Below are 23,540 nucleotides of genomic sequence, written 5' to 3'. Positions count from 1 at the left end.
TTCAGTGAAAAAGCATTTAAATGAAAACATTATTGGCCAGACAAAGAATATTTGATAAAAATTTCAACCTATATGGTTATGAGTTATTATATCGCAATAATCTTGGGTCAAATTTCCAATTTAACGGAAACGACGCCTTATCAAACGATATTGCGACTTCGCGGGTATTAGCCAATTTATTTACTGATCTTGATCTCGAAGCCGTAGTCGGGCGCTACCGCGCTTTTATCAATTTTCCCCGTAATCTTTTGATCAGTAAGGTTCCCAAATTATTGCCTAAAGATAAAGTTATTATCGAGATTCTTGAAAGTGTAAAAGTCGATTCAAACTTAATACAATGCATTAAGGATTTTAAAAAAGCCGGTTATCAGATTGCTCTGGATGATTTTATTTATCGGGATGATTTAAAGGCGTTGGTTGATGCAGCTGATATCATCAAACTTGATGTGTTGGCGTTGAGTAATGAGGTGATTGAGCAGCAGTTAGGATTTTTAAAATCTTTCAAAGGCAAGCTATTGGCTGAAAAAGTAGAGAACTACGAAAAATTCCAGTTCTGCGTCGAGAAAGGTTTTCATTTATTCCAGGGGTTCTTTTTACACCGGCCGCATGATGTTCATGGCGAGATGCTTCTGGAAAACAGAACCAATTTGCTTAATCTGCTTGATAAATTCAATAATCCCAAAAGCACAATTGACGATATTGCCGATTCTATCCGGTATATGCCCAGAATGAGTTATAAAATCTTGCGCATTGCCAATTCGGCTTTGTTATATCGCGGTAGAAAATATGATTCTGTTGTTGAGGCAATAATCCATCTTGGCTTGTTCGAAATCCGCAATTGGATAAGCATTTTGTTAATCTCGGGTTTTGATGATCTTTCAATCGAATTGTTAGAGCGATGCCTGATTCGCGCTAAAATGTGTGAAATATTATCCTACCGGATCAAGCCCAAACATTCTCATCAGGCGTATACTGTCGGGTTGTTTTCTTCATTAAGCGATATCTTCAGCCAACCGTTAGAAATATTATTAGCCCGTATTGCGCTGAGTGAAGAAATCAATGTTGCTCTTCTTGAGAGGAAAGGATGGCTTGGCGAGCTGTTACAGGCAGTTATTTATTATGAGCAGGCGCAATTTGATCAACTGATGATTCCCGAGCTTGAGCTGGATGATTATTCTGACGCTTATATGGAAGCTATTAACCATACAAATGGTTTAATGGATTTGATGATGAGTAATGATTAGGCATTAATTTAACTTTGTTGAATAAAGAGTAGCCTTGATGCAGCGAAGCGTAATCAAGGTTTCTGTCACGCGTTTAGACACTTATGCCTTGCAAGTTCAGAGCGGGGTAATCCCTTTCCTTTAAAAGCTTTTTGCAAACACGCATGAAGTCATCCTGACGCTCCCATGCCATCCCTGGCATCTGAGGGTTTGCAAAAAGCTTTTAAAGGAAAGGGATTACTGGAGAGATTGGTAATGGTTCTTACCTCCATTCCTGGTATAAATTATGCAAATCACATCTTTAAATCAAAAGGGTAAAGGCTTACCCCAGGTTTTATTTTGCCTTAAAAAAGGAGCTTAAATGAAAGGCGTAACTATAATCGGCTCTGGTCTGGCTGGAAGCCTGCTCGCTTTATATTTGGCGCGCCGGGGCTATCATATTGAATTATATGAATCTCGTCCGGATTTGCGAAAAGCCGCAATCGATGCTGGCCGCTCAATTAATCTGGCAATGTCTTGCCGTGGTCTGACAGGATTAACGGAAATTGGATTGCGCGCCAAAGTGACTGATATTTTAGCTCCGATGCGTGCACGCGCCATTCATGAAGAAAGCGGGGAGATTAAATATCAACCCTTTGGCCGGCATAATGATGAGTATATTAACGCGGTTCAGCGCAATGACTTAAATGCCTTATTACTCAATGAGCTGGAATTAAATCCTGCTGTCAATTTATATTTTGATACCCGGCTTACAAAGCTTGACGTCCATAATAAAACACTCTATTTCAGCCAGAATAACGGTGAGCCGTTAGTCAGGCAATATGAACGGCTCATTGGCGCGGATGGTTCCAATTCCTTTGTCAGAGAGACGCTGTGTAAAGAAAATCTGATTACTGCAACCCGAACATATATGCCGCACGGCTATAAAGAACTATCAATCAGCGGCGCATCACCGCATGGGCTGGCGCATGAACATTTGCATCTGTGGCCGCGGGATTCGTTTTTATTATTGGGTAATCCTAATTGCGATCACTCGGTTACCGGATCGTTATTCCTGCCGCATAAAGGGAAAAACAGTTTTGCCGAGCTTGATAATGAGTTGGCGGTCACTCGTTTTTTTAGTCAGGCTTTTGCCGATGTCTATGATTCCATGCCAGATTTAACCCACGAATTCCTGAACAATCCAACCGGTACCATGAGCACAATTAACTGCTCCCGCTGGTACTATCAGGATAACTGTCTGCTCATTGGCGATGCGGCGCATGGGATTGTGCCGTTTTTTGGCCAGGGGATGAATTGCGCTTTTGAAGATTGCAGAGTTTTAAATGGCTTACTTGATCAGTATCACGATGATTGGCAAAAAGTGATGCCGGCATTTTTTGAGCTCCGGAAGAAAAATACCGAAGCGGTAGCGAAGATGTCCATGGATAATTACCATGAAATTCAAAGTAATATCAGAAACGAGCAATTTAATTTTAAAAAACGCCTCAATATGGAGTTAATGAAGCGCTATCCCGAAACTTATATCTCAAAGCACGTTTTAGTCATGTTTACTAACACCCCGTATGCAGAAGCAGAAGCAATAGGAGAAATACAGGAACAATTATTAAACCAAATATGTGAGACAACCAACTCTATAACGGAGATTAATTGGAATACAGTAACAAGTTTTATTAAAAATTACGACAAAAAATTGGCGAATTTATCAGCAACATGAGCTTTTTTTAAGAAAAACAAGTACGTAAATGATTAATTTTTTGCCGTATTTTTGTCATCAGAGGCATTTTTTTGTCGCTTTCTGAGGTTTTATGCTGCCTTTAATTTAATATTGCAGTCCGAAACACCTTCAAAATAGCTTTTTAGGCTTCATTTGGTGAAAAAAGTTGGCATACCTTCTGCAAGATTCTATCTGACGAATGATTTTGCCACGGAGGCAGCCATGAAAGCTATACAAGACTACATTGATTCTAAACAAAACGAGTTTATGAATCATCCTTTCTTTGCAGTATTAGAAGGGTTGGAAAGCCTGGAAGAAATAAGTTATTTTGTGCCTGAACTAACATTCTGGGCTATGACTTTTCAGGATATTTTACGGATCAACGAAGAGCGGGTTACAGATCCCTACCTTAAAAAAGTAGCAAGGCACCACAGACTGGAAGATGCCGGTCATGAAAAGTGGTTTTTACATGATAAAAAATATATGGGCGCTGCCAGCGGCGATAGTTCATGCAATAATGATGATGTTGCCTCGCTTTATAGCAAGGAAACACAGATTACTCGCGATGCCGCTTACTCTATCATGTCAGAAATATACAAAGCGGAAAATGAGTTGTTAAATATTGCCCTGTTATTAACCCTTGAATCTTCAGGTCATGTTTTCTTTGAAAAAGTGGTAAAACAAGTGAAGAAAACCGGTGAAGATCATAATTTGAAATATTTCTCAAGCTCACATCTGGAAGTGGAAATGGCGCATGCGCTGTTTGAAGACGAGATGGAAAAGAAATTGTTTGAGCGTCATGTGCCGGTTGACGTTAGACGTGAAGCATTGAAAATGATAGAGCGCTGTTATGATGCATTCAGCAAAATGTTTGATGGTTTACTGATTGCATGCAACAGACGATTGGAACTGGCTCGATTAAGGAAACAAAAAGATGCAGCAAACGCAGTGGAATACGTCGCAGATCAGGCAGTGTAATCAACTGTTGAATCAGGCAATGCTCAATGGCGAGCATTTGCCTGTTTCATTCCAGCATGATTTCGGCCATTTAAAAAGCAGCCAGCCGGCTGCCGTTTTTATTCCTTCCGATGCGGCAGAACTCAAGCAGATTATTCTCTACGCCAACCAGCACGGACTACCGGTTACTATCCGCGGCAATGGTATGAGTCAATGCGGACAATCTTTGCCTTTGCCAAATGGTCTGGTAATCGGCATGAGCAATTTTAACCGGGTCGATGAGCCTGCACAGCAATCTGTCTGGGTTGATGCCAATGCATCATGGGCCGATCTGCTGGCTAAAACCATGCAGCAGAAGCTGGTGCCAAAGGTGGTACCATATAATTGCAATCTGTCTGTTGCAGGCGTACTGTCAGCCGGTGGAGTAGGGGCGGCATCATTTCGTTATGGCAGTGCGGTTGCCAATGTCAATGAGCTGGAAGTAATGACTGCCAGCGGCGAACTGCAGCAAGTTAACGAAACCTCTCCGCTTATGCAGGCCTGTCTTGGCGGTCAGGGGCGGTTTGGAATCATTACCAAAGCCAATATTGCTCTTAGAGCCTGTAAATCCCATGTCAGGACTTTTTTTCTACTCTATCTGGATAAAGACAATTGGCTTAATGCAATTGAGCAGTTTAAAGGAAAAGCTGACTATATGGAGTCCTTCTGCTCACCGGCGGTACAAGGGGCAAAACTTGCCGGCGATAGACGGTTGCCTTTTGCACAGTGGTTTTATGCTCTGCATGTTTCTATAGAGTTTGATAAAAATCCACCAGAATTTGCTGAATTTAATACCAACCCTGAGCCATGGAAAATTCTGTATACTCAGGATGAAACAATAGAATCCTATATGCATCGACACGATTCCCGTTTTGCCGCGATGAAAATGACTGGCCAATGGGAACAGGCCCACCCTTGGTATGAGTGCTTTATCAGCCGCCGGCAATTGGGAGACAATCTCGATGAGGTACTGAACAGCCTTCCGCTTTACTATGCGACTGTAGTACAAGTTGTTCCAGTCGCCGATTTAAAGCACAGCAATTTTTTTATGCTGCCTGATGGCAGTGACTGTTACTCCCTCATGATCTTGACCCCAGGCCTTACCGAAGCATTAATACCCGGCAGCCTCGACGCGATAAAACTATTGGACAACCGTTTTCTCGATGCCGGCGGAAAACGCTATTTGTCCGGCTATCTCGGCGACAAACTATCGGAAGAGTACTGGCAACGCCATTTCGGCAGTCGATATCAACAGTGGATTGAATTAAAAAAAGAATTAGATCCGCAAGGGATATTCTGTTCATTATTACACAATAAAAAAACGTAAATTTAGTGTTTTACTAGGTGACGTTCCTAGAGTTATTTTTTGTTTATTTAAAGCACAGATTTTTAAATTTATCCCGATCTGCTCCCTCTCCCGCGAAAGGAACTTGAATAGTATACTGATGGTTCTTCGCGGGAGAGGGTTGGGGAGAGGGAAGTGGACAAATTGATACTGAGGCAACGCGCAAAGAAGTTACGTAGGCAAAGCACCCTTACAGAGCAGCATCTATGGTATTACCTTTTATAGATATGTGAATCATGCTCTATTGGGTTTAGCCGATTACTCTAGACCAATTGTTATATCGATTGTAAACACTTTTCCAATGCCATAGTCTAATGGTAAGTCACGCCAGGCAGCCCCTGTTCGAAGGAGCCAGCAAACAGCTTCCAAATAAGCGATCATCTGTCCCATACCTCCCTTTAGGCTTTGGTAATAATTCTTTTAAATTTGTCCAAAGCGCATCATCTATTACCATTCGTGACATTCCCTCTCCCCAACCCTCTCCCGCGAAGGATCATCAGTAAATTATTCAAGTTCCTTTCGCGGGAGAGGGGGCAGATCGAAGTGAAATCGAAAAATCTATGCTCAATTCAGATTAAATGATGTTTAAAAAAACTTCAGGGACGTTGGCTGGTTACTTGACTAATTAATGCCAATAGTGTTATAAGAGCTTTTTCAATCGAGGCAGAAGTATCTCTAGTGCCTGAAGACCTTCACTATTATTGAGATACTTCACATTGCGGAGACGACCTGGAGTAAAGTCGCCCTCTTTTACGCCCGCAGAAATTCCATAACCGTAAACAATGTATCTGTCACATAAGCCGCCTTAAACTGAAACCCCGATGGCTCAATAATTTGCTGCCATTCAGTCAGAGTTCGCTGCCGGCCGTTAAGTAATGCCATCATTACAATATCCATCGTTTTATTCGGGTGCGGTTTATCATCATCAGGCATAACTTGCTCCGCAATAAATAACCGGGCATCGGCAGGCATGCGGGCTGCGCAGTTGGATAATATTTTATGCATCAGTTCATCACTGAAATCATGCAATACCCCTTTAAAAATATAAGCCTGAGCCTGTGGAATAGCCTCAAAAAAGTTCCCGGCCTGTAAGGTGACTTGAGCCGGAAAATCACTGGCAGACAACTGGTTGATTACTGCCGGGCTGTCAAACAGGGTAACTTGCAGCGAGGGATAATGTTGGGCAAGTGCTTTACTTAAACCGCCGCGGCCGCCGCCCATATCAACAATGGTTTCACATTGGGAAAAATCAACTGCTTTACTGACTGCGCTATCATCAAAAGTCGATAATTTCGCCATTCCACGATCAAAGTTATTTTGCTTTTCAGGGTGATTAGCCAGAAAACTGAAAAAATCTTCATGGTGTTGTAAGCTGAAAGCAGACTCTCCCTGTTGCAGACCTTTATCCAATTGTGAAAAAGCCTGCCACCAGCTGTCATCCACCATCCGGATAACATCTCGAACAGAATTCGGCGCATCATCCCGTAATGGTTTTGATAATGCGGTTAGCGCGTAGCTATTGCCGTGCCTGCTAAAAATACCGTAAGCGCTTAAAAAACGTAACAGCCGATCAAGCATTTGCGGATTGGCATTAACCAGCCTGGCAATCGCTTCGCTTGCAACAGGCGTATCTGCCATATGATTGGCAACCCCTAACTGAGCTACAGTGTGTATGGCGCGCGAGACGACATACCAGCGCGACATGATTGCCAGCTGAATATGCGGTTGTTCCATCGGGTTTTGCATTTTAACAATCCTTATTTATGATATACCTAATAATGCCAAATCGTGTTAACGTTAACTGCTAATTTATAACGAATAGTTTGATGAAAGCCAATAAATTATTATTAACCTCAATCAATGATCCCGGCAAAATGATTGCGCTGGCGGTTATTGTCGTTGCAGGGATTTTGTTTATAATCCAGTTATTTGAGCTTGTCAGGCAGGATAGCAGCGTGCCGATAACGCCAAGTCCGGTAACCGTTAGCAAACAGGAGGCGGCTCTTTCCGCGAACTCGCCTGTTTTTACTAACCCTCTGTTCGGTAACTATGTGCCTGACATTAATAATGCTGATATTAAACAATCCAGGCTCGATCTAAGCGTGCTGGGGATTATGTATTCTGAAAAAGAAGACGAGAGCCAGGTTCTGCTGAAAGCAGCGCAGGGCGAGGAAAAAACCTATGTTATTGGCGATACAGTACCTGGTGGAGCTGTGATTAAGCGGATTACCGAAAACGGTATCGTTGTTTTACACAATGGTGCGCTTGAAAGCCTGAGCCTGCCCAAAAACGAATTGATTTTCGACAGGCCTGCACAGCCATTAAATGGAGACTGAGTTTATGAAAAGCGTGCTGAGAATAACTTTTTTGATTGTTTTTCTTGCCATAATGACAGGTTGCGTCAAACAACATAATTTTGTCGAGGGGATTAATTGCTTCCGGGCCCAGCAGTATCGCAGCGCATTCGTCCTGTTAAAACCTGAAGCGGTAAAAGGGCAGCCGGATGCGCAATATGCAATAGGGTATATGTATTATTACGGGCAAGGGGTGGTAGAAAACCGCAAAAAAGCCTGGTTCTGGATTTGCAAGGCAGCCAAAGCAGGCCAACCTGAGGCAATCCAGGCACTAAAAATATTAAAAAGAACCCCGGAATATCCAGGGCAATTAATGAATCGCGCACACAACGAGTGAAATCATATAGCAAATATAAACCAGAATCAGCAAGCCGCCATGCCAACGTGTGATTTTGCGCGCACGGCGGGCATTAATCCAGAACAGAATAAACGTTGTAATAAACATAACCGGCATATCGCGCCATAAAATCGCATGGCTTATCGCTGAGGGATGGATAATGCCTGGAAACGCCATCACGGCGATCAGATTAAATAAATTTGCACCAAGAATAGTACCAATCGCAATATCATCAGCGCCTTTACGGGCAGCGATTAGCGCAGTGGCGAGCTCCGGCAGGCTGCTACCCAATGCAATAACCGTCAGGCTTACAAACAGTTCGTCAAGGCCAAGGGTATGGGCAATCAGCATTGTTTTTTTAATTAACAAATCAGCGCTGAGCGATAACACGATAATTCCTGTTACAAAGCTCAACACATAACTTTTCAGGCTATGTCTGCTCATCACGGCCTGGCGAATGCTCTCGGTTACCTTTTTTTGTAGTTGGTTAGGGGCAGAGATATAAAGAATATAGCCGATAAACACGACACAGGCTGCTAATGAAAGGCAACTGTCCACAACCCCCAGATAACCATCCAGCATTAACGAATACGTAAACAACATCGCAATAAACAAGAGCGGGAATTCACGGCGTAAAAACGATGACTGCATATTCAACGGCCGAAGCAAGGCAATTATTCCAAGAATCAGGCCAATATTGGCAATATTGGTACCAATGGCATTACCCAGCGCAATATCATTAACCCCATCCATAGCCGCATTAATCGCAATCATGATCTCCGGCGTGGAGGTTCCAAGCGCCACCAGAGTAAAGCCGGTTAGCATAGGCGACAGATTATAATAATTCGCGATCCCCGCCGCGCCATTGATGAGTTGATGCGATGCCCAAATCAAGGCAATCAGGCTTAATAATAAAATTAACAGTGCCATGAAAATAGAAGAAAATTGCTTAAGAGCAATAAACTACTGTAAAACCCGCCAGATAGCCAGCAGTTTTTGGTAATGGCAGTGTCACCGGATCAGCTCCCTGCTGCATCAGTATCATTTTGAAATATTTTGATAAAAACAGGTGATAACGTCGTTTACCGGTTTGGCGAGTCCGAGATTTTCGAGTTCCGTTATTTCCAGCCATTTGCCTTTACTCTCGCAAACTCTGTCAGTGGCGTTGGATGTAATTTTCAACGCCATTGCTTTGATATACAGGTGAAAATGGCTGAAGGTATGTTTGATTTCGGTCAGGGCAATGGTGTTAGTTGCTGACAAGCCATATTGTGTTTGAACGAACTCAGTTGCATTCTGCCTTTGATCGATTGCAGGCAGACACCATAACCCGCCCCAGATTCCGCTTGGCGGCCTTTTTTCAAGATAAATTTGCTGCTGGTCGTTGTAGAGCAGTAAAAACTGTTCGTGCTTTTCAGGAAGAGCCTTACGAGCTTTTTTATAAGGGTAAAGATGGGCTTTTTGCTCCCGGTATGCCAGACAGGTCTGGTTCAACGGACAGCTGGCGCAGTCAGGTTTTTTAGTACAGCAAGTCGCGCCAAGATCCATAATGGCCTGAGTGTAATCGGCACAACGTTGCTCTGGCATCGATTCTCTGGCCAACTGCCATAACCGTTTTTTCACCGCACTTTGCTCGGGAAAACCGTCTACCATAAAATGACGGCTTAAAACCCGTTTGACATTGCCGTCAAGAATCGCGGCAGGTTTATTAAATGCCTGCGAGAGAATAGCTGCTGCGGTAGTTTCGCCAATTCCGGGCAGGTTTGTTAATCCTGTAATGGTTTCAGGAAAAATTCCTTGCCATTGCTGGCAGATTAATTGTGCGGTTTTATGAATATTACGGGCCCGGCTGTAATACCCCAACCCTGACCAATAAGCCAGAACCTGATCTTCATCACTGTCAGCCAGTACTTGCAGAGTTGGAAAGCGCGCCATGAAGCGTTCAAAATAGGGGATGACAGTCTGCACCTGGGTTTGTTGGAGCATAATTTCTGAAATCCATACCCGGTAAGCGCTGCGCGGATGTTGCCAGGGCAGGTTTTTGCGGCCGTGGAGATCAAACCAGTCGAGCAATCTGTTGCTAAAAGAAAGTGGGGTATTCGTCATTTAAAACAGTGCCTTTAATTGTTCCTTCAATTTAATAACCGGTTTGGTTAACCTCTCCTTTAACCACATTTGAGTCAGCGTCGGGTTAATTTTTTTTAAATCAGGCAAAATAACCGGTTGAGTTAACGTTCCGCTGACAGTGAGAGGAAAATAACCGCCAAGCAGTTGCTGGATTTGATTCATGTTGGCATCTGGCGCTATTACATAAGCCAGAATAGCGCCTGACAGGTTATAAGAGTCAAGCCGAAGCTGGCCGTTTCCTTTCAATTTGAGGATGGCGGTTTTTAAAAACAGGTTATCGCTGCGCAAAACGTTATTATTTAACTGATACTGCATGCTCGCGATCTCAAACGGGGTTTCGCCCTGATTTGCAGCTGAAACGTTTAACAACGCCTGACTAATATTTCTTTGTTCAGGTTTTGTTAAACCGGTAATCTGACCAAGCGTATTGCTGGCGTTTTGCATAATACTATGCAGATTAACTGTGCTTAGCGCACCATCACGAATACTGATTTTACCATTGCCCGCAGTGCGGTTTAGCCAGGATCCCTTATGCAACACGCTTTGGGTGTGCAGTGAAAAATCAAGCTTTCCTTTTAACAGGGCACTGTCAAACAAATCGCTTGTTAACAAACCACTATTTAAGTTGCTGGCGGCGAAGTTTAATTGCAGGTTCTTATCTGTCGGTTCGTAACGCAGATCACCAATCGCCTCGCCTTGATAAAACCCTATAGTGACCGGGTTGAGCTGTAGAATTCCGTGTTTAAAGGAAGTGACGGCCTTCGCCTTGTTAATCCTTACCTTGTCAATAATCAAATCCCGGACTGTAAGCTGACCATCAAGCGAGGTTAAATGTAAAAAGCTTTTTGGATTGTCAAGTACGCCTTTACTCAGGCTGGCACAACCTTTGAAGAGCAGGCTGCCATGCGCCTGATGTTGACCGGGATTAAGATAATGAAGCCTGGTTTTCAGGTGCAGTTGAACCGAGTCCTGATTCAGATTAATGTTTTCCGCAGACAATTGGATTCCTGACAGATTAACGGTCTTGCCGTTTTCAATAAAAACAAATTGACCGCGACTGAGAATCAGCCTTTCGATATCAAATCGTTGCCTGATTCCTGCCGGTTTTGGTTCTTCTTCCGGTTTCAGTGGGGGAATTGAAGACCAGGGCAGGTCGGAATTAATTTCAATCTTAAAACCATTCGCCTTAATCTCGCTAAAAACCAGCTTGCCGCGTAATAAAGGAGCGATTTTTAAATTAAATAACAGTTTTTCAATAGCAACAGAATAATTTTTACTATTGTTGGTATTGCCGATTTCTATTCCTGAAAGTCTGATTCCAGGCAGGGGGAGCAACTGCCAGCTAATATCGCCGTTAATCTGCGCTGGCTGTGAGGTAAGGGCAGTCAGTTCGGTATTGACATATTTCCGAACAATTTCAGGGCTTATTGTTTTTGAAAGAATCCCTAAAAAAGTAGTAAATGCTAAAAAGAGAACGAGCAGGCAAACAATTAACTTTTTTATAATTTTCATACTGCAGTTTGCTGGATAAAAGTACAAGCATAACGTTTCTTGTACTTGTGTCAAGCTTTATAAAAAATTATGAATTAATCTATTGATCTTGGTTGCAGAGGGAGTTAACCTGATAGTCTTCCCTTAGAAAAAAGGGAGCTGTAAAAGGGTGTATCAAGACGTTGATTTAGCTTTATAGCTGTACTCAGGATGAGTCGAATAAATCACAGGAGAGCGTCATGCAACCACATGAATGGGAGATTATAATTTTAAAGCCCACCCGGGCATTTATAACTTTTCTGGCATCACAATTACCAGAAGTAAAAATACCGTCATTAAAACAGTTACAAATCGATAACACTGCTTATGCCATCAAAAAGCAAGTGAACGATGAGGAAACGTTAAATGAAATAGAACGGCATTTTGCTTTTATGTTCAAAAATGAAATTCATCGCGCAGTTGGAAAAAATGCCTATAACAGGATTGAAGGCAGTTTTCTGGATTTTCTATGCTGCTTTAAATTTGAATTGCATTCTCATGTCGCTGTGCTGGAACAGAGTTTTAACCAGGGAAAACAATTACTCCGGATAAAGCCGCGTTCAGTACTGCTAAAGCGAATAAGGGCCGCTGTTGAAGAACAGGCAAGCATTGACAGTGTGCTGGAAAAAATTGATGTTTCGCACCTGGCAGACAATGCAACGGTGATTATTAAAAATTTTGATCAGATTGCTGCTATCGACGAGTTTGTCCAGGCACACTACCAGCCGCTTTATGAAGCTGAGATGGCCCGGATGTGCGATAAGGCGGAGTTTTGGCCAAAACTGGATTCATATCAGGCATTTAACCAATATTTTACCGTTGAAATACACACGCAGTTGATTCACCTGAAGTAATAACGAAGTACCCTGAATTTTAGTTTTTATCAGTTTGCAGTAGAAAAATGTAACTTTGATAAAAGAATCAGTGCTGGTTGCTGAACGCTTAAATAATTAAGCCTTGAGGCAATAATTTGCACAAACATTTTCACAGCTGTGAGATTTAGATATATATATAAAATAGTAAACAGGGTAGAATATGCTCACTTTGTATGTGAAAGTGGGCTGATTGCAGGCTAAGTATCTTGGCCTGCAATCGGTTGTTATCTGGTTTATCAGATGTGGAGTTTTGAATGAAAATGAGATTATTGGCAAGCGTTTTTGCCTGTTTGATAAGTTTACCGGCTTTAGCGGCAAATCTTGATGAGTTGTTGCCTAATGAAAGAAATACGGTAGAAATTTTTCAGAAGTTCTCGCCCAAGGTAGTATATGTCCACCGGCTGGCCACTGTTGTCAGGCAGTATAACAAGATGCATGTTACGGCAGGGGCCGGTTCAGGTATCATCTGGGATGACAAAGGACATATCGTTACCAACTTCCATGTTATCAATGGCGCTGAAGAGCTTGCGGTAAGCATCGGTAAAATTACTGTTCCTGCCCGTGTTGTCGGAGCAGAGCCGCGTAAGGATCTGGCTGTGTTGGCTATTACTGATCCCAAAGCCCTTGAACAATTAAAGTCTTTTGTGCCCTTCCAACTGATACATACTAAAGATTTGCTGGTTGGCCAGAAAACAATCGCAATCGGTAATCCTTTCGGTCTCGATCATAGCCTTACAGTCGGTATTATTTCCGCGTTAGGGCGGCAGGTACCAGGAGTTGGTGGAGTAACTATCCGTGAAATGATTCAGACTGACGCATCAATTAATCCCGGTAATTCCGGTGGACCGTTACTGGATAGCAAAGGCCGCTTAATTGGTTTGAATACAGCGATTTATTCGAACTCAGGTTCCTCTGCCGGTATAGGCTTCGCTGTTCCTGCTGATGATATCGAGCGGATTGTACCCCAGCTTATTAAAAACGGCCGGATAATCCTCGCTGGTATCGGAATTCAACGGGTTGATCCCAGTAGTGCTGCAAGTCTTGGAGTAAAGAGCGGTATTCTGATTGCCAACGTTATTCCAAAAACACCCGCAGCAACGGTCGGTTTGAGAGGTACGCATCGTGATCAATGGGGTCGGATTCTGTTAGGTGATATTATTGTCGCGATTAATGGCCACCCGGTTGAAAACTATGATGTTCTCTATAATCTGTTAACCGATATTAAAGTTGGCGAACAGATTACGGTTACTATTAAGAGAAATGGCAAGCAAATTAATTATAAAATGAAAACAATTGATATTGCTGCTTATTAAAGAAAATCCCCTTGTCATCCCCGCGCAGGCGGGGATCCAGCTAGCATTAAACACCATATTCACGCTGGTAGCTGCGAACACTCTCAAGTTCCTGCTGCCGGTTATTTTTTTCCAACCACTCAATCAGGTCATATAAGCTGATAATCGATAACACCTGGATACCCTGAGCTTCGATCTCGTTGATCGCCGATTTTTCACCTAACCCCCGTTCACAACGGTTTAAAGCAATAACAGCAGTCGTTAGTTGTCCGCCATTCTCTTTGATAAGCGATTGCGCTTCGCGAAACGCGGTTCCTGCTGTAATCACATCATCAATAATAACAGTGTTTCCAGATAAGGGCGCACCGATTAACTGACCGCCCTCGCCATGGTCTTTGGCTTCTTTGCGGTTAAAGGTAACGGTAACATCAACGCCACGTTCAGCCAGGGCTACGGCCGTTGTTGTTGCTAACGGGAGTCCTTTATAGGCAGGTCCGAATAAATGCTCAAACTGAATGCCGGACGCAATCAAGGCGTTGGCATAAAAGCGGCCAAGTTCCATTAAGGACCTACCCTGATAAAAAAGCCCGGCATTAAAAAAATAAGGACTTTGCCGGCCTGATTTTAAAGTAAAGCTGCCAAAACGTAAAACGCCGCAACTCATGGCGAGCTCAATAAACGCATCGCTCGAATATTGAATCGAAGATTCTTGAATGTTGGTTTGCACAAAAAACTCCTGAAAAATAAAAAAAATCCTTAACAATCAATAAAAAACTGTTATTCTAATCTTACTGTTCTGTACTTACAGCATAAGAACTTGTTCACTTTAACCGGAATTTGAACGTTCAAGATCAAATCTTGGTTAAGCTGAATATTAATCGTGTTAAATTTGCCATGCAAGGCAAATGAGGTATGTTTGAATTAAAGGGGAATTTGAATGTCTGAGAGAGAGATTGGCCAGGTAAAATGGTTCAATGATAGAAAAGGATTTGGATTTATTGTTAACGAAAGGGGCGATGATATTTTCGTGCACTATAAAGATATTCAAGGCACCGGTTTTAAAACCCTGCATGAGAATGACAAGGTTGCTTTTCGGGTTGATAAAGGACCGAAAGGCTATAAAGCTCATGATGTTGTGCTTATAGAAGAGCGCACATAATTATCAGAAGGCTTGACCTGATTTGACGTTACTCGATATCATGGCGAAACAATTTATTCTGCTGGTTCCTGAATAAATAACCTGTAGGAGGGGCAAGAATGGATTTTATGGGTCGAGTAGCTGTCATAACAGGCGCAGCGAGCGGGATAGGATTAGCATTATCGAAACGATGTCTGGAACTTGGCATCAACGTAGTAATGGCAGATCATGCTGTTACAGACCTGTGTGATCAGGTCGAAATACTAAGCGCCGAATACGATGTTGAAGTTTTGGGCGTCGTCACGGACGTGTCCAGGCCAGACAGTGTCAAACAGCTGACAAAACAGACAATAGAACGCTTTAACCGTATTGACTGGCTGTTTAATAATGCCGGTATCAGCGGCCATCTGGCTCCTTTATGGGAGCTAACCAGCGAACATATCCATAAGGTGATGGAAATCAACCTGTACGGAGCAATATACTGCATTCAGTCATTTCTGCCGTTTATGTTTAAGCAGACTCATCACTCTCATATTATCAATATATCCAGTTTTTATGGCTTATGCAGCGGCTCAATGATGTCCGCTTACAGTATGTCTAAACACGCTCTGGTTGCACTATCTGAATCATTGTATTTTGATTTACGCCGCCTGGAGAAACCGGTAAATGTTTCAGTGGTCTGCCCCTCTTTTGTAAACACCAACTTACTGGCTAATTCCACACCATTACACAATAGCAGTTTACATAGCATGTTAAGTGAGCTGATTGGCAGGAGCAGGCCGGCTGAGGATGTAGCCAGCCATATTATTGCCGAAGTCGAAAAAAACAATTTTTATATCTTGCCTGATAAGGAAGTAAAAGACTACTGCGCCAGCCGCAGTCAGGCTATTGTTGAACAGACAGAGCCTCATCAGCATAGCCTGGAGAAAATTGTGGCATCATTGAGCCGGCGAGCCTCTGTTACGGATTGTGCCTGACCGGATAATATAGAAATTTTTAGGTTTAAAAGAAACGTTCGGGCTGAGGAGGCGTTTACGCCGTCTCGAAGCCTTGCACAGCAGGTTAGCTTAAAGATTTTTCATGAGCTCGAACGGTTTGTTTCATACCTGAAATCTCTTCTAAGAGTTATGGGCCTTGCGTCGATATCTCAGACACAACCGGAGGCGAGTCAGAAGACGGTTTACGATGTTGGCTGACGAGATTATTTCCACTTGGGGTGTTTCTGGCAGACGAGATACGCCATGAGCCATACTTTTGAAGGTTGGAGCTGCTGCTACTACTGGAAGAAGAGCTGCTTGATGAGACCAGTTCGCTGACATCCACGTCAACTGGCGGCGGATTAAACAGGTTATATAAACTATTAAAGGTACTGGCAGCTAATGTTGCAAAAAAACCGGGAGCCGCCTGAGGCCGGGGAGGCATAACCTTCGGTAACATCCCAGGCCTATAATCTCTAATACATTTCAGTGGATTAAGATCAAACAGGTTATTTTTTGCATCGATATAGTTTAATACCCGTTGTGAGCCATTCTGATACATCGGCTCTGTTTTCTGATATTCAGGCGATTCAATTGCGACTGCGGCCATTGTTTTAACCGTATAACGATAGTCTCTATCCGGGGCAGGGCTTGTACCTCTGATAACTGGATAATTAGTGGTTAAAGGCTCTATAAGTTTACCGTCTTCGTTACATTCACTCTGATAATGCACTAAATGGAGACTAACATTGTGCGGTAGTAATTGCGGATATTTTTTAAAATAATTGTATAAATTATTCAGAATTTCCACGTTATCATCATAAAAATAAAAATCTATCTCATCGTCGGGATACTGGCAGGCCATTTGATGAATCTGGGCATACAGGATAAGTAGCTTGCTGTCGTCATGCAGCCACTCCTTTTGCTGGGACTTGGGTGGAACTTTGTTATCATCATAATTATATTGAGTTTCTTCCAGCCACTCGAATGCCTTGAAAAATGCGGAGCCATCCGGTTGATCATGGAAAACATCTGAGAGCAGCATTTTTTTAAGCTTTGCTCCCAGATAGTCAGCTATTTTTTGAAGAGCGCTATAGGCACAGCCATTTTTGTTTTTATAGGCCTGACCATGATCAGAAACCGTTGATTGCCGATTGGAGCCGACATAGAGTTCAGTTACTTTATATTGACTGCTTCTGGCTTTGATTTCATTTAGTATCCGCTGGTTTGCTTTGATAACATTTAGCGGCTTATTATTTATATAAGAGGGTCCAAGAAAACAACCATCCACATCCATTGATAAACCTTGCGTTCTTCCCATAACAATGTCTCGCGCCCTGGCATTTAAAGATGGGTAGTAAATCATAAAAATGATTTCAGTTAAATCAGTTTGCGAAAAAAATCATGTATATAGCGCTGATTTGGCTAAATAACAGTATTCCTGGTTTGACAATAGCTCAATTTCTGATTAACGTTTGCCATTTGATGATTCCGGGCGAGATTCCATTTTAATGAAACAAAACGAGTCAATGTATAATCTTTTGAAAAAAAGAACGTTTTTACCGCTGTTTCTTACCCAGTTTTTTGGCGCATTCAACGATAACGCCTTTAAATTGGCTATGTTAACTTTGATTAGTTATCACTTAAGCAAAACTCAATCGCAATCAGAGCATTATCAGGCTGTGGCCGGTGCGCTCTTTACTTTACCATTTTTTCTGTTTTCTGCGACAGCAGGGCAGCTTGCCGATAAATACGACAAAGCGCTTTTAACCCGCCTGGTCAAGTTTGCCGAAATCCTGTTAATGCTGCTAGGAAGTCTGGCTTTATATAAGGGAAGCATTGTACTGATGCTGTTGACTTTAACCGGTATGGGTGTGCATTCAACATTTTTTGGCCCGATTAAATATGCCATCCTGCCTGATCATCTGCAACGCTCGGAATTATTAAACGCAACCGCTTTAATTGAGGCGAGTACCTTTCTGGCAATCCTTTTAGGCACTATTTTAGGAACTTTGGCTGTAGGTAGTAAGCAAGCCAGTGTTGGCGTGGCTGTATTATTGATTAATAGTGCGGCTTTGATTGGGTTTGTCGCCAGTTGGTTCATTCCCGGAACCAATCCACAGCCCAGTGAGCATCAGGTTGATTGGCATCTGTGGCACGCAACCCGCAATATGCTTGATAATGTAATTAAAAACCGTCAGGTGTATCCAGCAGTATTTGCCATCTCCTGGTTTTGGCTTATAGGGGCAATTATGCTGACCAAACTGCCTGATTATACCCACTATGTTCTACAGGCTGATACTACGGTGTTTGCATTATTCCTGGCGCTTTTTTCTATCGGCATCGCTGGCGGGTCGCTGGCAATCAGTCTGCTATTGAAAGGGCGGATAACCATTACTTATGTACCCTTTACCATGTTGCTGCTCTCAGTATTTGCCATGGATTTATTCTGGGCAACGCCTGCGGTACAACCTATAACAGAACCCTTGCTCAGCCTGCCAAAGTTTCTGTTCAATCTGGATAATCTCAGAATTACCATGGATTTTTTTCTATTTTCAGTTTGCGGCGGCTTGTTTGTTGTTCCACTGTATACCTATTTGCAGATCAGTTGCGAAGAGAATAAACGGGCACGCACCATCGCGGCTAATAATATTTGCAATGCGCTGGCTATGGTTATTGGCAGTCTGTTAGTGATGCTGATGCTCAAATTAAAATTGAGCATCGCAGTGGTATTTCTGGTTATGGCGATATCGAATACTATCGCGTCTGTAGCTCTATGGCTTTTGACGCTGAGGCCGGCAAAGACTGCTTAAATCCATTCCCGTGCCGGCAGGAAGTCAGTATAAAGTCTGGCTTCAGCGCTGCCTGGCTCGGGATGCCAATTATAATGCCATTCAACTTCCGGCGGCAGCGACATTAAAATGGATTCGGTGCGTCCGCCCGATTGCAGGCCAAATAACGTACCGCGATCATAAACAAGATTAAATTCAACATAGCGGCCGCGGCGGTAACGTTGAAACGTTTTTTCCCGCTCGCCGTAAACGGTGTATTGGCGCTTTTCAACAATAGGCAAGTAAGCCTTCAGAAAATGATCGCCTATACTCCGGGTTAATGCGAAGCTGCGGTCAAAACCTTGCTGATTGAGATCATCAAAAAACACGCCGCCTATCCCGCGCGCTTCCTGGCGATGTTTGAGAAAAAAATAATCATCACACCATTTTTTCAACCGTGGATAAACGTCACTGCCAAAAGGCTGACAGGCGTCAAAAGCGGTTCGATGCCAATGACGGCAATCCTCTTCAAAGCCGTAATAGGGCGTTAAGTCAAAACCGCCGCCAAACCACCATACGGGGTCACAATTTTCTTTTTCAGCGACAAAAAACCGTACATTCGCATGCGTAGTCGGAATATAAGGGTTCTCAGGATGAATAACCAAAGATACGCCAAGGGCATTAAAGTCTCTTCCGGCAAGTTCAGGACGATGAGCGCTTGCGGACGGCGGTAGTTGTTTCCCGGTAACATGTGAAAAATTTACCCCGGCCTTTGCAAAAATTTTACCATTAGCCAGTACGCGTGAAATTCCGCCGCCGCCTTCTTTTCGAATCCACGAGTCTATGATAAATTTTTCTTTTGAATCAATTAGTTCGAGGGCGCCGCATATTTCCTGTTGCAGGTTTAGCAAATAGCTTTTTACCATTTCAACTGCATTTTCAGGCATATTATTGTTTAAATAGTTCATATTTTATACTATAAAATTAGCAAATTTCAAATATTCTACTATACTGTTTTGAAAGCAGCAGCGTTAATCAACAATTAAATCAATAAAGATTTTAACACTGTAAGATTTTTTCTGTATTTAACCGCAACCTAATAAATTGATAAATTTAAAATTATTTGCAAAAACTGGCACGAGACTTGCTTAACTTAAAGCGAGTAAAGTAACAGGAGTTAACATGGCAGTAAATTTGGACAGTTATTTTGGCATACACGCCAAGGCGCTGATCATTAGAGATCAACGCGCCTCGCAATTGGCGAATAATATTGCCAATGCTGATACCCCAAACTACAAAGCCCAGGACGTTGAGTTTAAAGAAGCTTTACGCGAAGTAGTCACAGGGCCTACCGAGCGATTGGTCACAACTGATCCCGATCATATTAGGATATCGGCACCAATGACAGTTCCTTTAAAATTTCGTGTGCCGCAGCAGGTTTCGCTAGATGGTAATACAGTGGATAAAGATGTTGAGACAACACAATATGTGGATAACAGCCTGGCTTACCAGGCCACTCTGTCGTTTCTCAATAGCAAAATTCTGCAGATGCGTTCGGCAATAAAAGGAGAATAAGCATGTCTTTAAATACTGTACTTGATATTGCCGGTTCAGGATTAACTGCTGAGTCAAGGCGAATGTCTACCAGCGCAAGCAACATGGCTAATGCCAATGTGGAAAGCAGCAATGCAGGTGATACCTACAGGGCGCAATATCCTGTTTTTCAGGCTGTTCAGGAAGATGCGAACAAATGGATCAATACCAAGCTTGAAGCAGGGGTAGTGGTATCAGGCATCTATGAAAGCGATGCTCAGCCTATTATGCGATACGATCCGAATAATCCTGTCGCGGATAAAGATGGTTATGTTTACGTACCGAATATCAGTTATGTTGAGGAAATGGCAAATATGATTTCCGCTTCACGTTCTTATCAGATGGATTTGCAAATAATTTCATCAGCAAAACAACTGATACAACGTACATTACAATTAGGTCAGTAGGAGGCATAGGAAATGGTAATGAATCCGGTTAATAGTGCTACATCATCCAGCAATTATATTTCGGCTCCTTCCAATTCCGGAACGAAAAAAACATTGGGGCAAGAGGATTTTATGCGCCTGATGGTGGCACAAATACAAAATCAGGATCCCATGCAACCCAGTGAAAACGGCGAATTTTTATCTCAAATGGCTCAATTCAGTGCGACAGACGGTATTACCAAAATGCAGCAATCCCTGGATGCATTGGCAACTTCACTGCAATCTAATCAGGCACTACAGGCCTCTGCGTTAGTTGGACGCAAAGTATTGGTAAGCAGCAATACTATGCAGTTGGGTGCAGAAGGCAGTGTTAAGGCAACGGCTGATTTGCCGGTTGCAGTCGGTAATTTATCTGCTTCAATTTATTCTTCAACTGGTGAGCTGATTAACAAGATTCCATTAGGCGCTCAAAATGCCGGGCTGTTTGAATTTAGCTGGGATGGAACAAACCAAAGCGGTGTGCGTGTACCCGCTGGTAATTACACAGTAAAAGTCAGTGGAAATTATGGCGGTCAGGAAGTTGCACTTAAAACATTGGTCGCAGCAAATGTTGATAGCGTAAGTCTTGGTCAGAATGGTGATGGTATTAAGCTCAATGTAGCGGGCGTTGGCTCGGTGTCATTGGATCAGGTCAGACAGATTAGTGCATAGTGCATGGTTTTAATAAATGGCTGCTAGATAATTCTGGAGGTTATTATGGTTTTTGGAACAGCGGTTAGCGGTATTCAGGCTGCAACAAAAGATTTGGAAGTCATAGGAAATAACATCTCTAACGCTTCCACTTCCGGGTTTAAAGGTTCACGTTCCCAATTTTCCGACGTGTATGCCACAGGCGGCGGGCAGACGTCGGTTGGTACCGGGGTGCGTCTGTCCCGCGTACAACAATTGTATTCGCAAGGTAACTTTACCTATACCAATAATAGCCTCGATCTGGCAATCAGCGGCTCAGGATTTTTTGTCCTTAACAGTCAGGGATCGCGTATCTATACCCGCTCCGGCGCTTTTGGCATCGATAATGAAGGTTATATTGTAAACAGTTCCAATCAGCGCCTGGTCGGCTTGCAGGCAGATGCCAGCGGTACATTAGGCAGTATCAGCGGTGATATGCGTGTAAGCACTGCCAACATTCCGCCGCTTGCTACAACCAATGTTGAAATGGGATTGAACATGTTTGCCAACGCGGTACCGCCAGGCATAGCATGGACAGGCGGCGCTACTCCTGCAACCAATACCTACAACAATGTGACTTCTTCCACTGTTTATGACAGTCTGGGTAACTCACACGTTTTATCAATGTATTTTATTAAGGCAGACTCTACTGCAGCAGCTGGCGCTCCTAATGCTTCTGCTCCTCCAGGAACAGAAAATCAATGGTATATTGCTTTTCAGCTGGATAATCAGAACTTACCGGCGAACGTTGGTGCAACCAATAGCGATAACCTTTATCGGGTTAATTTCAACCCGGACGGATCATTTGCCGGGGCAGAAGATGTGGCTGGCAATCCGCTTACCAATAATCTGATGCCTTTTGCAGTAACGCTGAATAATGGTTCAAACCCGCTTAATTTTAATGTTGATTTGTCGCCATCTACCCAGTTTGGCAGCCCTTTTGCCGTGCAGTCCAATAATCCTAATGGCTACACAACCGGCCGCCTGGACAGCCTTGAAATTGATGAGACGGGCGGTTTATTTGGACGGTATACCAATGGTGAATCACGTCTGATGGGACAGGTTCAGATTGCAACTTTTGCCAACCTGGCTGGTCTGCAGAACCTGACAGATACCAACTGGGCTGAAACAGGCGCTTCAGGTGCGGCGATTGTTGGTAATCCTGCTACTGGCAGTCTGGGTAAAATTCAGTCTGGCGCACTTGAGGATTCCAACGTTGACTTAACGTCAGAGCTTGTCAAACTGATTGGGGCGCAACGCAACTTCCAGGCTAATGCTCAAACGATTAAGACAGCGGATGCTGTTACCCAGACTATTATTAATATCAGGTAATAAATATTAATATAAAATAATAAAATAGCCCTGCACAAGGGCTTGACTAAAAACAGGGTACAACTATGGAGCCAATGCTTTATACAGCAATGAATGGTGCGCAAACAGATTTGAGCCGCCAAATGATATCTTCCAATAACATGGCTAATGTTAATACGCCAGGGTTTAAAGAAGATATCTTCGCTGCTGAATCTGTCTATCTCACCAATACTGAAGGACTTGATACTGGCGTTGCGCTGGTTGTTGAAGAACCTAATAATACCAGTGTTTCTCCGGGACCCATTATGACTACCGGGCGTGATCTTGATGTTGCCGTTGGCCAGGTTAATGGCTGGTTCGCGGTCGGCACCGGCAATGGTACAGAGGCATACACCCGTAATGGTTCATTTAAACTTAATGCAAATGGCCTGTTGACTACAACGGACGATTTGCCTGTTCTTGGCGATGGCGGCCCTATCTCTATTCCTCCCGCTCAGAAAGTTGATATAGGTACCGATGGAACTATTTCTATTGTTCCGCTGGGAGGCACTCCGCTTGAGGTGGTTATTATTGATCGCCTTAAACTCGTCAGCCTGCAACCTAATCAGGTTTATAAGAACGCGGCTGGTTTAATGCAGACCAAGCAGGGCGGCAATGTACCCCCTGATCCCAATCTTACCGTGGTTTCAGGTGCGCTTGAGGGCAGTAATGTCAATGCCGTTGAACAAATGATCGATATGATTGCTGCTAACCGTGAATTTGAAGGACAAATCAAAGTCATGCAGACTGCCGATGATAACGCGCAACAATTGGCACAAATATTGCAAGAGTAGTTTTTG

General features: G+C 43.2%; 23 protein-coding genes. 16 read left to right on the top strand and 7 right to left on the bottom strand.

The window, feature by feature from the left end; genetic code table 11:
- Positions 1-20 precede the first annotated feature (20 nt).
- The 4 genes from ACFORL_RS01610 to ACFORL_RS01595 all read left to right on the top strand — a co-directional run bounded on the left by ACFORL_RS01610 (position 21) and on the right by ACFORL_RS01595 (position 5,263).
- Positions 21-1,244, top strand: coding sequence for an EAL and HDOD domain-containing protein (locus ACFORL_RS01610; protein ID WP_382340445.1), 1,224 nt, complete (start codon positions 21-23; stop codon positions 1,242-1,244).
- 340 nt (positions 1,245-1,584) lie between these two features.
- Complete coding sequence (locus ACFORL_RS01605) at positions 1,585-2,940, top strand: FAD-dependent oxidoreductase (protein WP_382340443.1); 1,356 nt, start codon at positions 1,585-1,587, stop codon at positions 2,938-2,940.
- A gap of 222 nt (positions 2,941-3,162) precedes the next feature.
- Positions 3,163-3,918, top strand: a complete 756-nt coding sequence (locus ACFORL_RS01600) for a hypothetical protein (protein ID WP_382340441.1) — start codon at positions 3,163-3,165, stop codon at positions 3,916-3,918.
- Positions 3,875-5,263: an FAD-binding protein gene (locus tag ACFORL_RS01595; protein WP_382340439.1), complete on the top strand. Its 1,389-nt coding sequence runs from the start codon at positions 3,875-3,877 to the stop codon at positions 5,261-5,263. The genes ACFORL_RS01600 and ACFORL_RS01595 overlap by 44 nt, the downstream gene beginning before the upstream one ends.
- A gap of 768 nt (positions 5,264-6,031) precedes the next feature.
- Here ACFORL_RS01595 and ACFORL_RS01590 read toward each other — a convergent pair.
- Complete coding sequence (locus ACFORL_RS01590) at positions 6,032-7,027, bottom strand: methyltransferase (RefSeq protein ID WP_382340437.1); 996 nt, start codon at positions 7,025-7,027, stop codon at positions 6,032-6,034.
- An 80-nt stretch (positions 7,028-7,107) separates the two neighbouring features.
- On the opposite strand from ACFORL_RS01590, the gene ACFORL_RS01585 reads away from it, so the two are divergent.
- Positions 7,108-7,617 (top strand): type II secretion system protein N, encoded by a 510-nt coding sequence (locus ACFORL_RS01585; protein ID WP_382340435.1) that lies wholly within the window; start codon positions 7,108-7,110, stop codon positions 7,615-7,617.
- 52 nt (positions 7,618-7,669) lie between these two features.
- On the top strand, positions 7,670-7,972 hold the full coding sequence (locus ACFORL_RS01580; RefSeq protein ID WP_382340854.1) for a sel1 repeat family protein: 303 nt from the start codon (positions 7,670-7,672) through the stop codon (positions 7,970-7,972).
- On the opposite strand, the gene ACFORL_RS01575 is transcribed toward ACFORL_RS01580, so the two are convergent.
- The 3 genes from ACFORL_RS01575 to ACFORL_RS01565 all read right to left on the bottom strand — a co-directional run bounded on the left by ACFORL_RS01575 (position 7,946) and on the right by ACFORL_RS01565 (position 11,611).
- A complete protein-coding gene (locus ACFORL_RS01575) occupies positions 7,946-8,902 on the bottom strand; it encodes a calcium/sodium antiporter (RefSeq protein WP_382340433.1) in 957 nt (318 codons plus the stop codon). The genes ACFORL_RS01580 and ACFORL_RS01575 overlap by 27 nt on opposite strands.
- A gap of 111 nt (positions 8,903-9,013) precedes the next feature.
- On the bottom strand, positions 9,014-10,078 hold the full coding sequence (gene mutY, locus ACFORL_RS01570; protein WP_382340431.1) for an A/G-specific adenine glycosylase: 1,065 nt from the start codon (positions 10,076-10,078) through the stop codon (positions 9,014-9,016).
- Positions 10,079-11,611, bottom strand: coding sequence for an AsmA family protein (locus ACFORL_RS01565; RefSeq protein ID WP_382340429.1), 1,533 nt, complete (start codon positions 11,609-11,611; stop codon positions 10,079-10,081).
- A gap of 218 nt (positions 11,612-11,829) precedes the next feature.
- On the opposite strand from ACFORL_RS01565, the gene ACFORL_RS01560 reads away from it, so the two are divergent.
- The gene (locus ACFORL_RS01560) at positions 11,830-12,483 is read left to right on the top strand and encodes a hypothetical protein (RefSeq protein ID WP_382340427.1); all 654 of its coding nucleotides are present in this window, start codon (positions 11,830-11,832) and stop codon (positions 12,481-12,483) included.
- Between the two features lie 275 nt (positions 12,484-12,758).
- A complete protein-coding gene (locus tag ACFORL_RS01555) occupies positions 12,759-13,817 on the top strand; it encodes a S1C family serine protease (protein ID WP_382340425.1) in 1,059 nt (352 codons plus the stop codon).
- A gap of 46 nt (positions 13,818-13,863) precedes the next feature.
- Here ACFORL_RS01555 and pyrE read toward each other — a convergent pair whose 3' ends face one another.
- Entirely contained in the window at positions 13,864-14,460 is a 597-nt protein-coding gene (gene pyrE, locus ACFORL_RS01550) for an orotate phosphoribosyltransferase (RefSeq protein WP_449280254.1), read from the bottom strand.
- A gap of 273 nt (positions 14,461-14,733) precedes the next feature.
- On the opposite strand from pyrE, the gene ACFORL_RS01545 reads away from it, so the two are divergent.
- The gene (locus ACFORL_RS01545) at positions 14,734-14,955 is read left to right on the top strand and encodes a cold-shock protein (RefSeq protein WP_382340423.1); all 222 of its coding nucleotides are present in this window, start codon (positions 14,734-14,736) and stop codon (positions 14,953-14,955) included.
- A gap of 98 nt (positions 14,956-15,053) precedes the next feature.
- Entirely contained in the window at positions 15,054-15,911 is an 858-nt protein-coding gene (locus ACFORL_RS01540) for an SDR family NAD(P)-dependent oxidoreductase (RefSeq protein ID WP_382340421.1), read from the top strand.
- A gap of 148 nt (positions 15,912-16,059) precedes the next feature.
- Here the strand turns inward: ACFORL_RS01540 and ACFORL_RS01535 are convergent, their stop codons facing one another.
- A complete protein-coding gene (locus ACFORL_RS01535; RefSeq protein ID WP_382340420.1) occupies positions 16,060-17,277 on the bottom strand; it encodes a hypothetical protein in 1,218 nt (405 codons plus the stop codon).
- 145 nt (positions 17,278-17,422) lie between these two features.
- Between ACFORL_RS01535 and ACFORL_RS01530 the strand changes: the two genes are divergently transcribed.
- The gene (locus ACFORL_RS01530) at positions 17,423-18,724 is read left to right on the top strand and encodes an MFS transporter (RefSeq protein ID WP_382340418.1); all 1,302 of its coding nucleotides are present in this window, start codon (positions 17,423-17,425) and stop codon (positions 18,722-18,724) included.
- On the opposite strand, the gene hemF is transcribed toward ACFORL_RS01530, so the two are convergent.
- Positions 18,721-19,650 carry an oxygen-dependent coproporphyrinogen oxidase gene (gene hemF / locus ACFORL_RS01525; RefSeq protein ID WP_382340416.1) on the bottom strand — a complete coding sequence of 310 codons (930 nt, stop codon included), beginning with the start codon at positions 19,648-19,650 and terminating at the stop codon, positions 18,721-18,723. The genes ACFORL_RS01530 and hemF overlap by 4 nt on opposite strands.
- A 214-nt stretch (positions 19,651-19,864) precedes the next feature.
- Between hemF and flgB the strand changes: the two genes are divergently transcribed.
- From flgB to ACFORL_RS01500, 5 genes are all read left to right on the top strand, one after another.
- Positions 19,865-20,257: a flagellar basal body rod protein FlgB gene (gene flgB, locus ACFORL_RS01520; protein ID WP_382340414.1), complete on the top strand. Its 393-nt coding sequence runs from the start codon at positions 19,865-19,867 to the stop codon at positions 20,255-20,257.
- Positions 20,258-20,259: 2 nt separating this feature from the next.
- Positions 20,260-20,682, top strand: coding sequence for a flagellar basal body rod protein FlgC (gene flgC / locus ACFORL_RS01515; RefSeq protein WP_382340412.1), 423 nt, complete (start codon positions 20,260-20,262; stop codon positions 20,680-20,682).
- A gap of 12 nt (positions 20,683-20,694) precedes the next feature.
- Complete coding sequence (locus tag ACFORL_RS01510; protein ID WP_382340410.1) at positions 20,695-21,372, top strand: flagellar hook assembly protein FlgD; 678 nt, start codon at positions 20,695-20,697, stop codon at positions 21,370-21,372.
- A gap of 45 nt (positions 21,373-21,417) precedes the next feature.
- On the top strand, positions 21,418-22,722 hold the full coding sequence (gene flgE / locus ACFORL_RS01505; protein WP_382340408.1) for a flagellar hook protein FlgE: 1,305 nt from the start codon (positions 21,418-21,420) through the stop codon (positions 22,720-22,722).
- Between the two features lie 65 nt (positions 22,723-22,787).
- Entirely contained in the window at positions 22,788-23,534 is a 747-nt protein-coding gene (locus ACFORL_RS01500) for a flagellar basal body rod protein FlgF (RefSeq protein WP_382340406.1), read from the top strand.
- The last annotated feature ends 6 nt before the right edge of the window (positions 23,535-23,540 follow it).

This window comes from Legionella dresdenensis (assembly GCF_042649825.1).
GTDB lineage: Bacteria > Pseudomonadota > Gammaproteobacteria > Legionellales > Legionellaceae > Legionella_C > Legionella_C dresdenensis.
Note: the sequence above shows the minus strand (reverse complement) of the source record. Positions and strands in the feature narration are given on the sequence as shown.

What these genes read in the sequence shown, in the direction of transcription:
- ACFORL_RS01610 (WP_382340445.1), top strand. Translation starts at nt 21, where the DNA reads ATGAAAACATTATTGGCCAGACAAAGAATATTTGATAAAAATTTCAAC.
- ACFORL_RS01605 (WP_382340443.1), top strand. Translation starts at nt 1,585, where the DNA reads ATGAAAGGCGTAACTATAATCGGCTCTGGTCTGGCTGGAAGCCTGCTC.
- ACFORL_RS01600 (WP_382340441.1), top strand. Translation starts at nt 3,163, where the DNA reads ATGAAAGCTATACAAGACTACATTGATTCTAAACAAAACGAGTTTATG.
- ACFORL_RS01595 (WP_382340439.1), top strand. Translation starts at nt 3,875, where the DNA reads ATGCAGCAAACGCAGTGGAATACGTCGCAGATCAGGCAGTGTAATCAA.
- ACFORL_RS01590 (WP_382340437.1), bottom strand. Translation starts at nt 7,027, where the DNA reads ATGCAAAACCCGATGGAACAACCGCATATTCAGCTGGCAATCATGTCG.
- ACFORL_RS01585 (WP_382340435.1), top strand. Translation starts at nt 7,108, where the DNA reads ATGAAAGCCAATAAATTATTATTAACCTCAATCAATGATCCCGGCAAA.
- ACFORL_RS01580 (WP_382340854.1), top strand. Translation starts at nt 7,670, where the DNA reads ATGACAGGTTGCGTCAAACAACATAATTTTGTCGAGGGGATTAATTGC.
- ACFORL_RS01575 (WP_382340433.1), bottom strand. Translation starts at nt 8,902, where the DNA reads ATGGCACTGTTAATTTTATTATTAAGCCTGATTGCCTTGATTTGGGCA.
- mutY (WP_382340431.1), bottom strand. Translation starts at nt 10,078, where the DNA reads ATGACGAATACCCCACTTTCTTTTAGCAACAGATTGCTCGACTGGTTT.
- ACFORL_RS01565 (WP_382340429.1), bottom strand. Translation starts at nt 11,611, where the DNA reads ATGAAAATTATAAAAAAGTTAATTGTTTGCCTGCTCGTTCTCTTTTTA.
- ACFORL_RS01560 (WP_382340427.1), top strand. Translation starts at nt 11,830, where the DNA reads ATGCAACCACATGAATGGGAGATTATAATTTTAAAGCCCACCCGGGCA.
- ACFORL_RS01555 (WP_382340425.1), top strand. Translation starts at nt 12,759, where the DNA reads ATGAAAATGAGATTATTGGCAAGCGTTTTTGCCTGTTTGATAAGTTTA.
- pyrE (WP_449280254.1), bottom strand. Translation starts at nt 14,460, where the DNA reads ATGAGTTGCGGCGTTTTACGTTTTGGCAGCTTTACTTTAAAATCAGGC.
- ACFORL_RS01545 (WP_382340423.1), top strand. Translation starts at nt 14,734, where the DNA reads ATGTCTGAGAGAGAGATTGGCCAGGTAAAATGGTTCAATGATAGAAAA.
- ACFORL_RS01540 (WP_382340421.1), top strand. Translation starts at nt 15,054, where the DNA reads ATGGATTTTATGGGTCGAGTAGCTGTCATAACAGGCGCAGCGAGCGGG.
- ACFORL_RS01535 (WP_382340420.1), bottom strand. Translation starts at nt 17,277, where the DNA reads ATGATTTACTACCCATCTTTAAATGCCAGGGCGCGAGACATTGTTATG.
- ACFORL_RS01530 (WP_382340418.1), top strand. Translation starts at nt 17,423, where the DNA reads ATGAAACAAAACGAGTCAATGTATAATCTTTTGAAAAAAAGAACGTTT.
- hemF (WP_382340416.1), bottom strand. Translation starts at nt 19,650, where the DNA reads ATGAACTATTTAAACAATAATATGCCTGAAAATGCAGTTGAAATGGTA.
- flgB (WP_382340414.1), top strand. Translation starts at nt 19,865, where the DNA reads ATGGCAGTAAATTTGGACAGTTATTTTGGCATACACGCCAAGGCGCTG.
- flgC (WP_382340412.1), top strand. Translation starts at nt 20,260, where the DNA reads ATGTCTTTAAATACTGTACTTGATATTGCCGGTTCAGGATTAACTGCT.
- ACFORL_RS01510 (WP_382340410.1), top strand. Translation starts at nt 20,695, where the DNA reads ATGGTAATGAATCCGGTTAATAGTGCTACATCATCCAGCAATTATATT.
- flgE (WP_382340408.1), top strand. Translation starts at nt 21,418, where the DNA reads ATGGTTTTTGGAACAGCGGTTAGCGGTATTCAGGCTGCAACAAAAGAT.
- ACFORL_RS01500 (WP_382340406.1), top strand. Translation starts at nt 22,788, where the DNA reads ATGGAGCCAATGCTTTATACAGCAATGAATGGTGCGCAAACAGATTTG.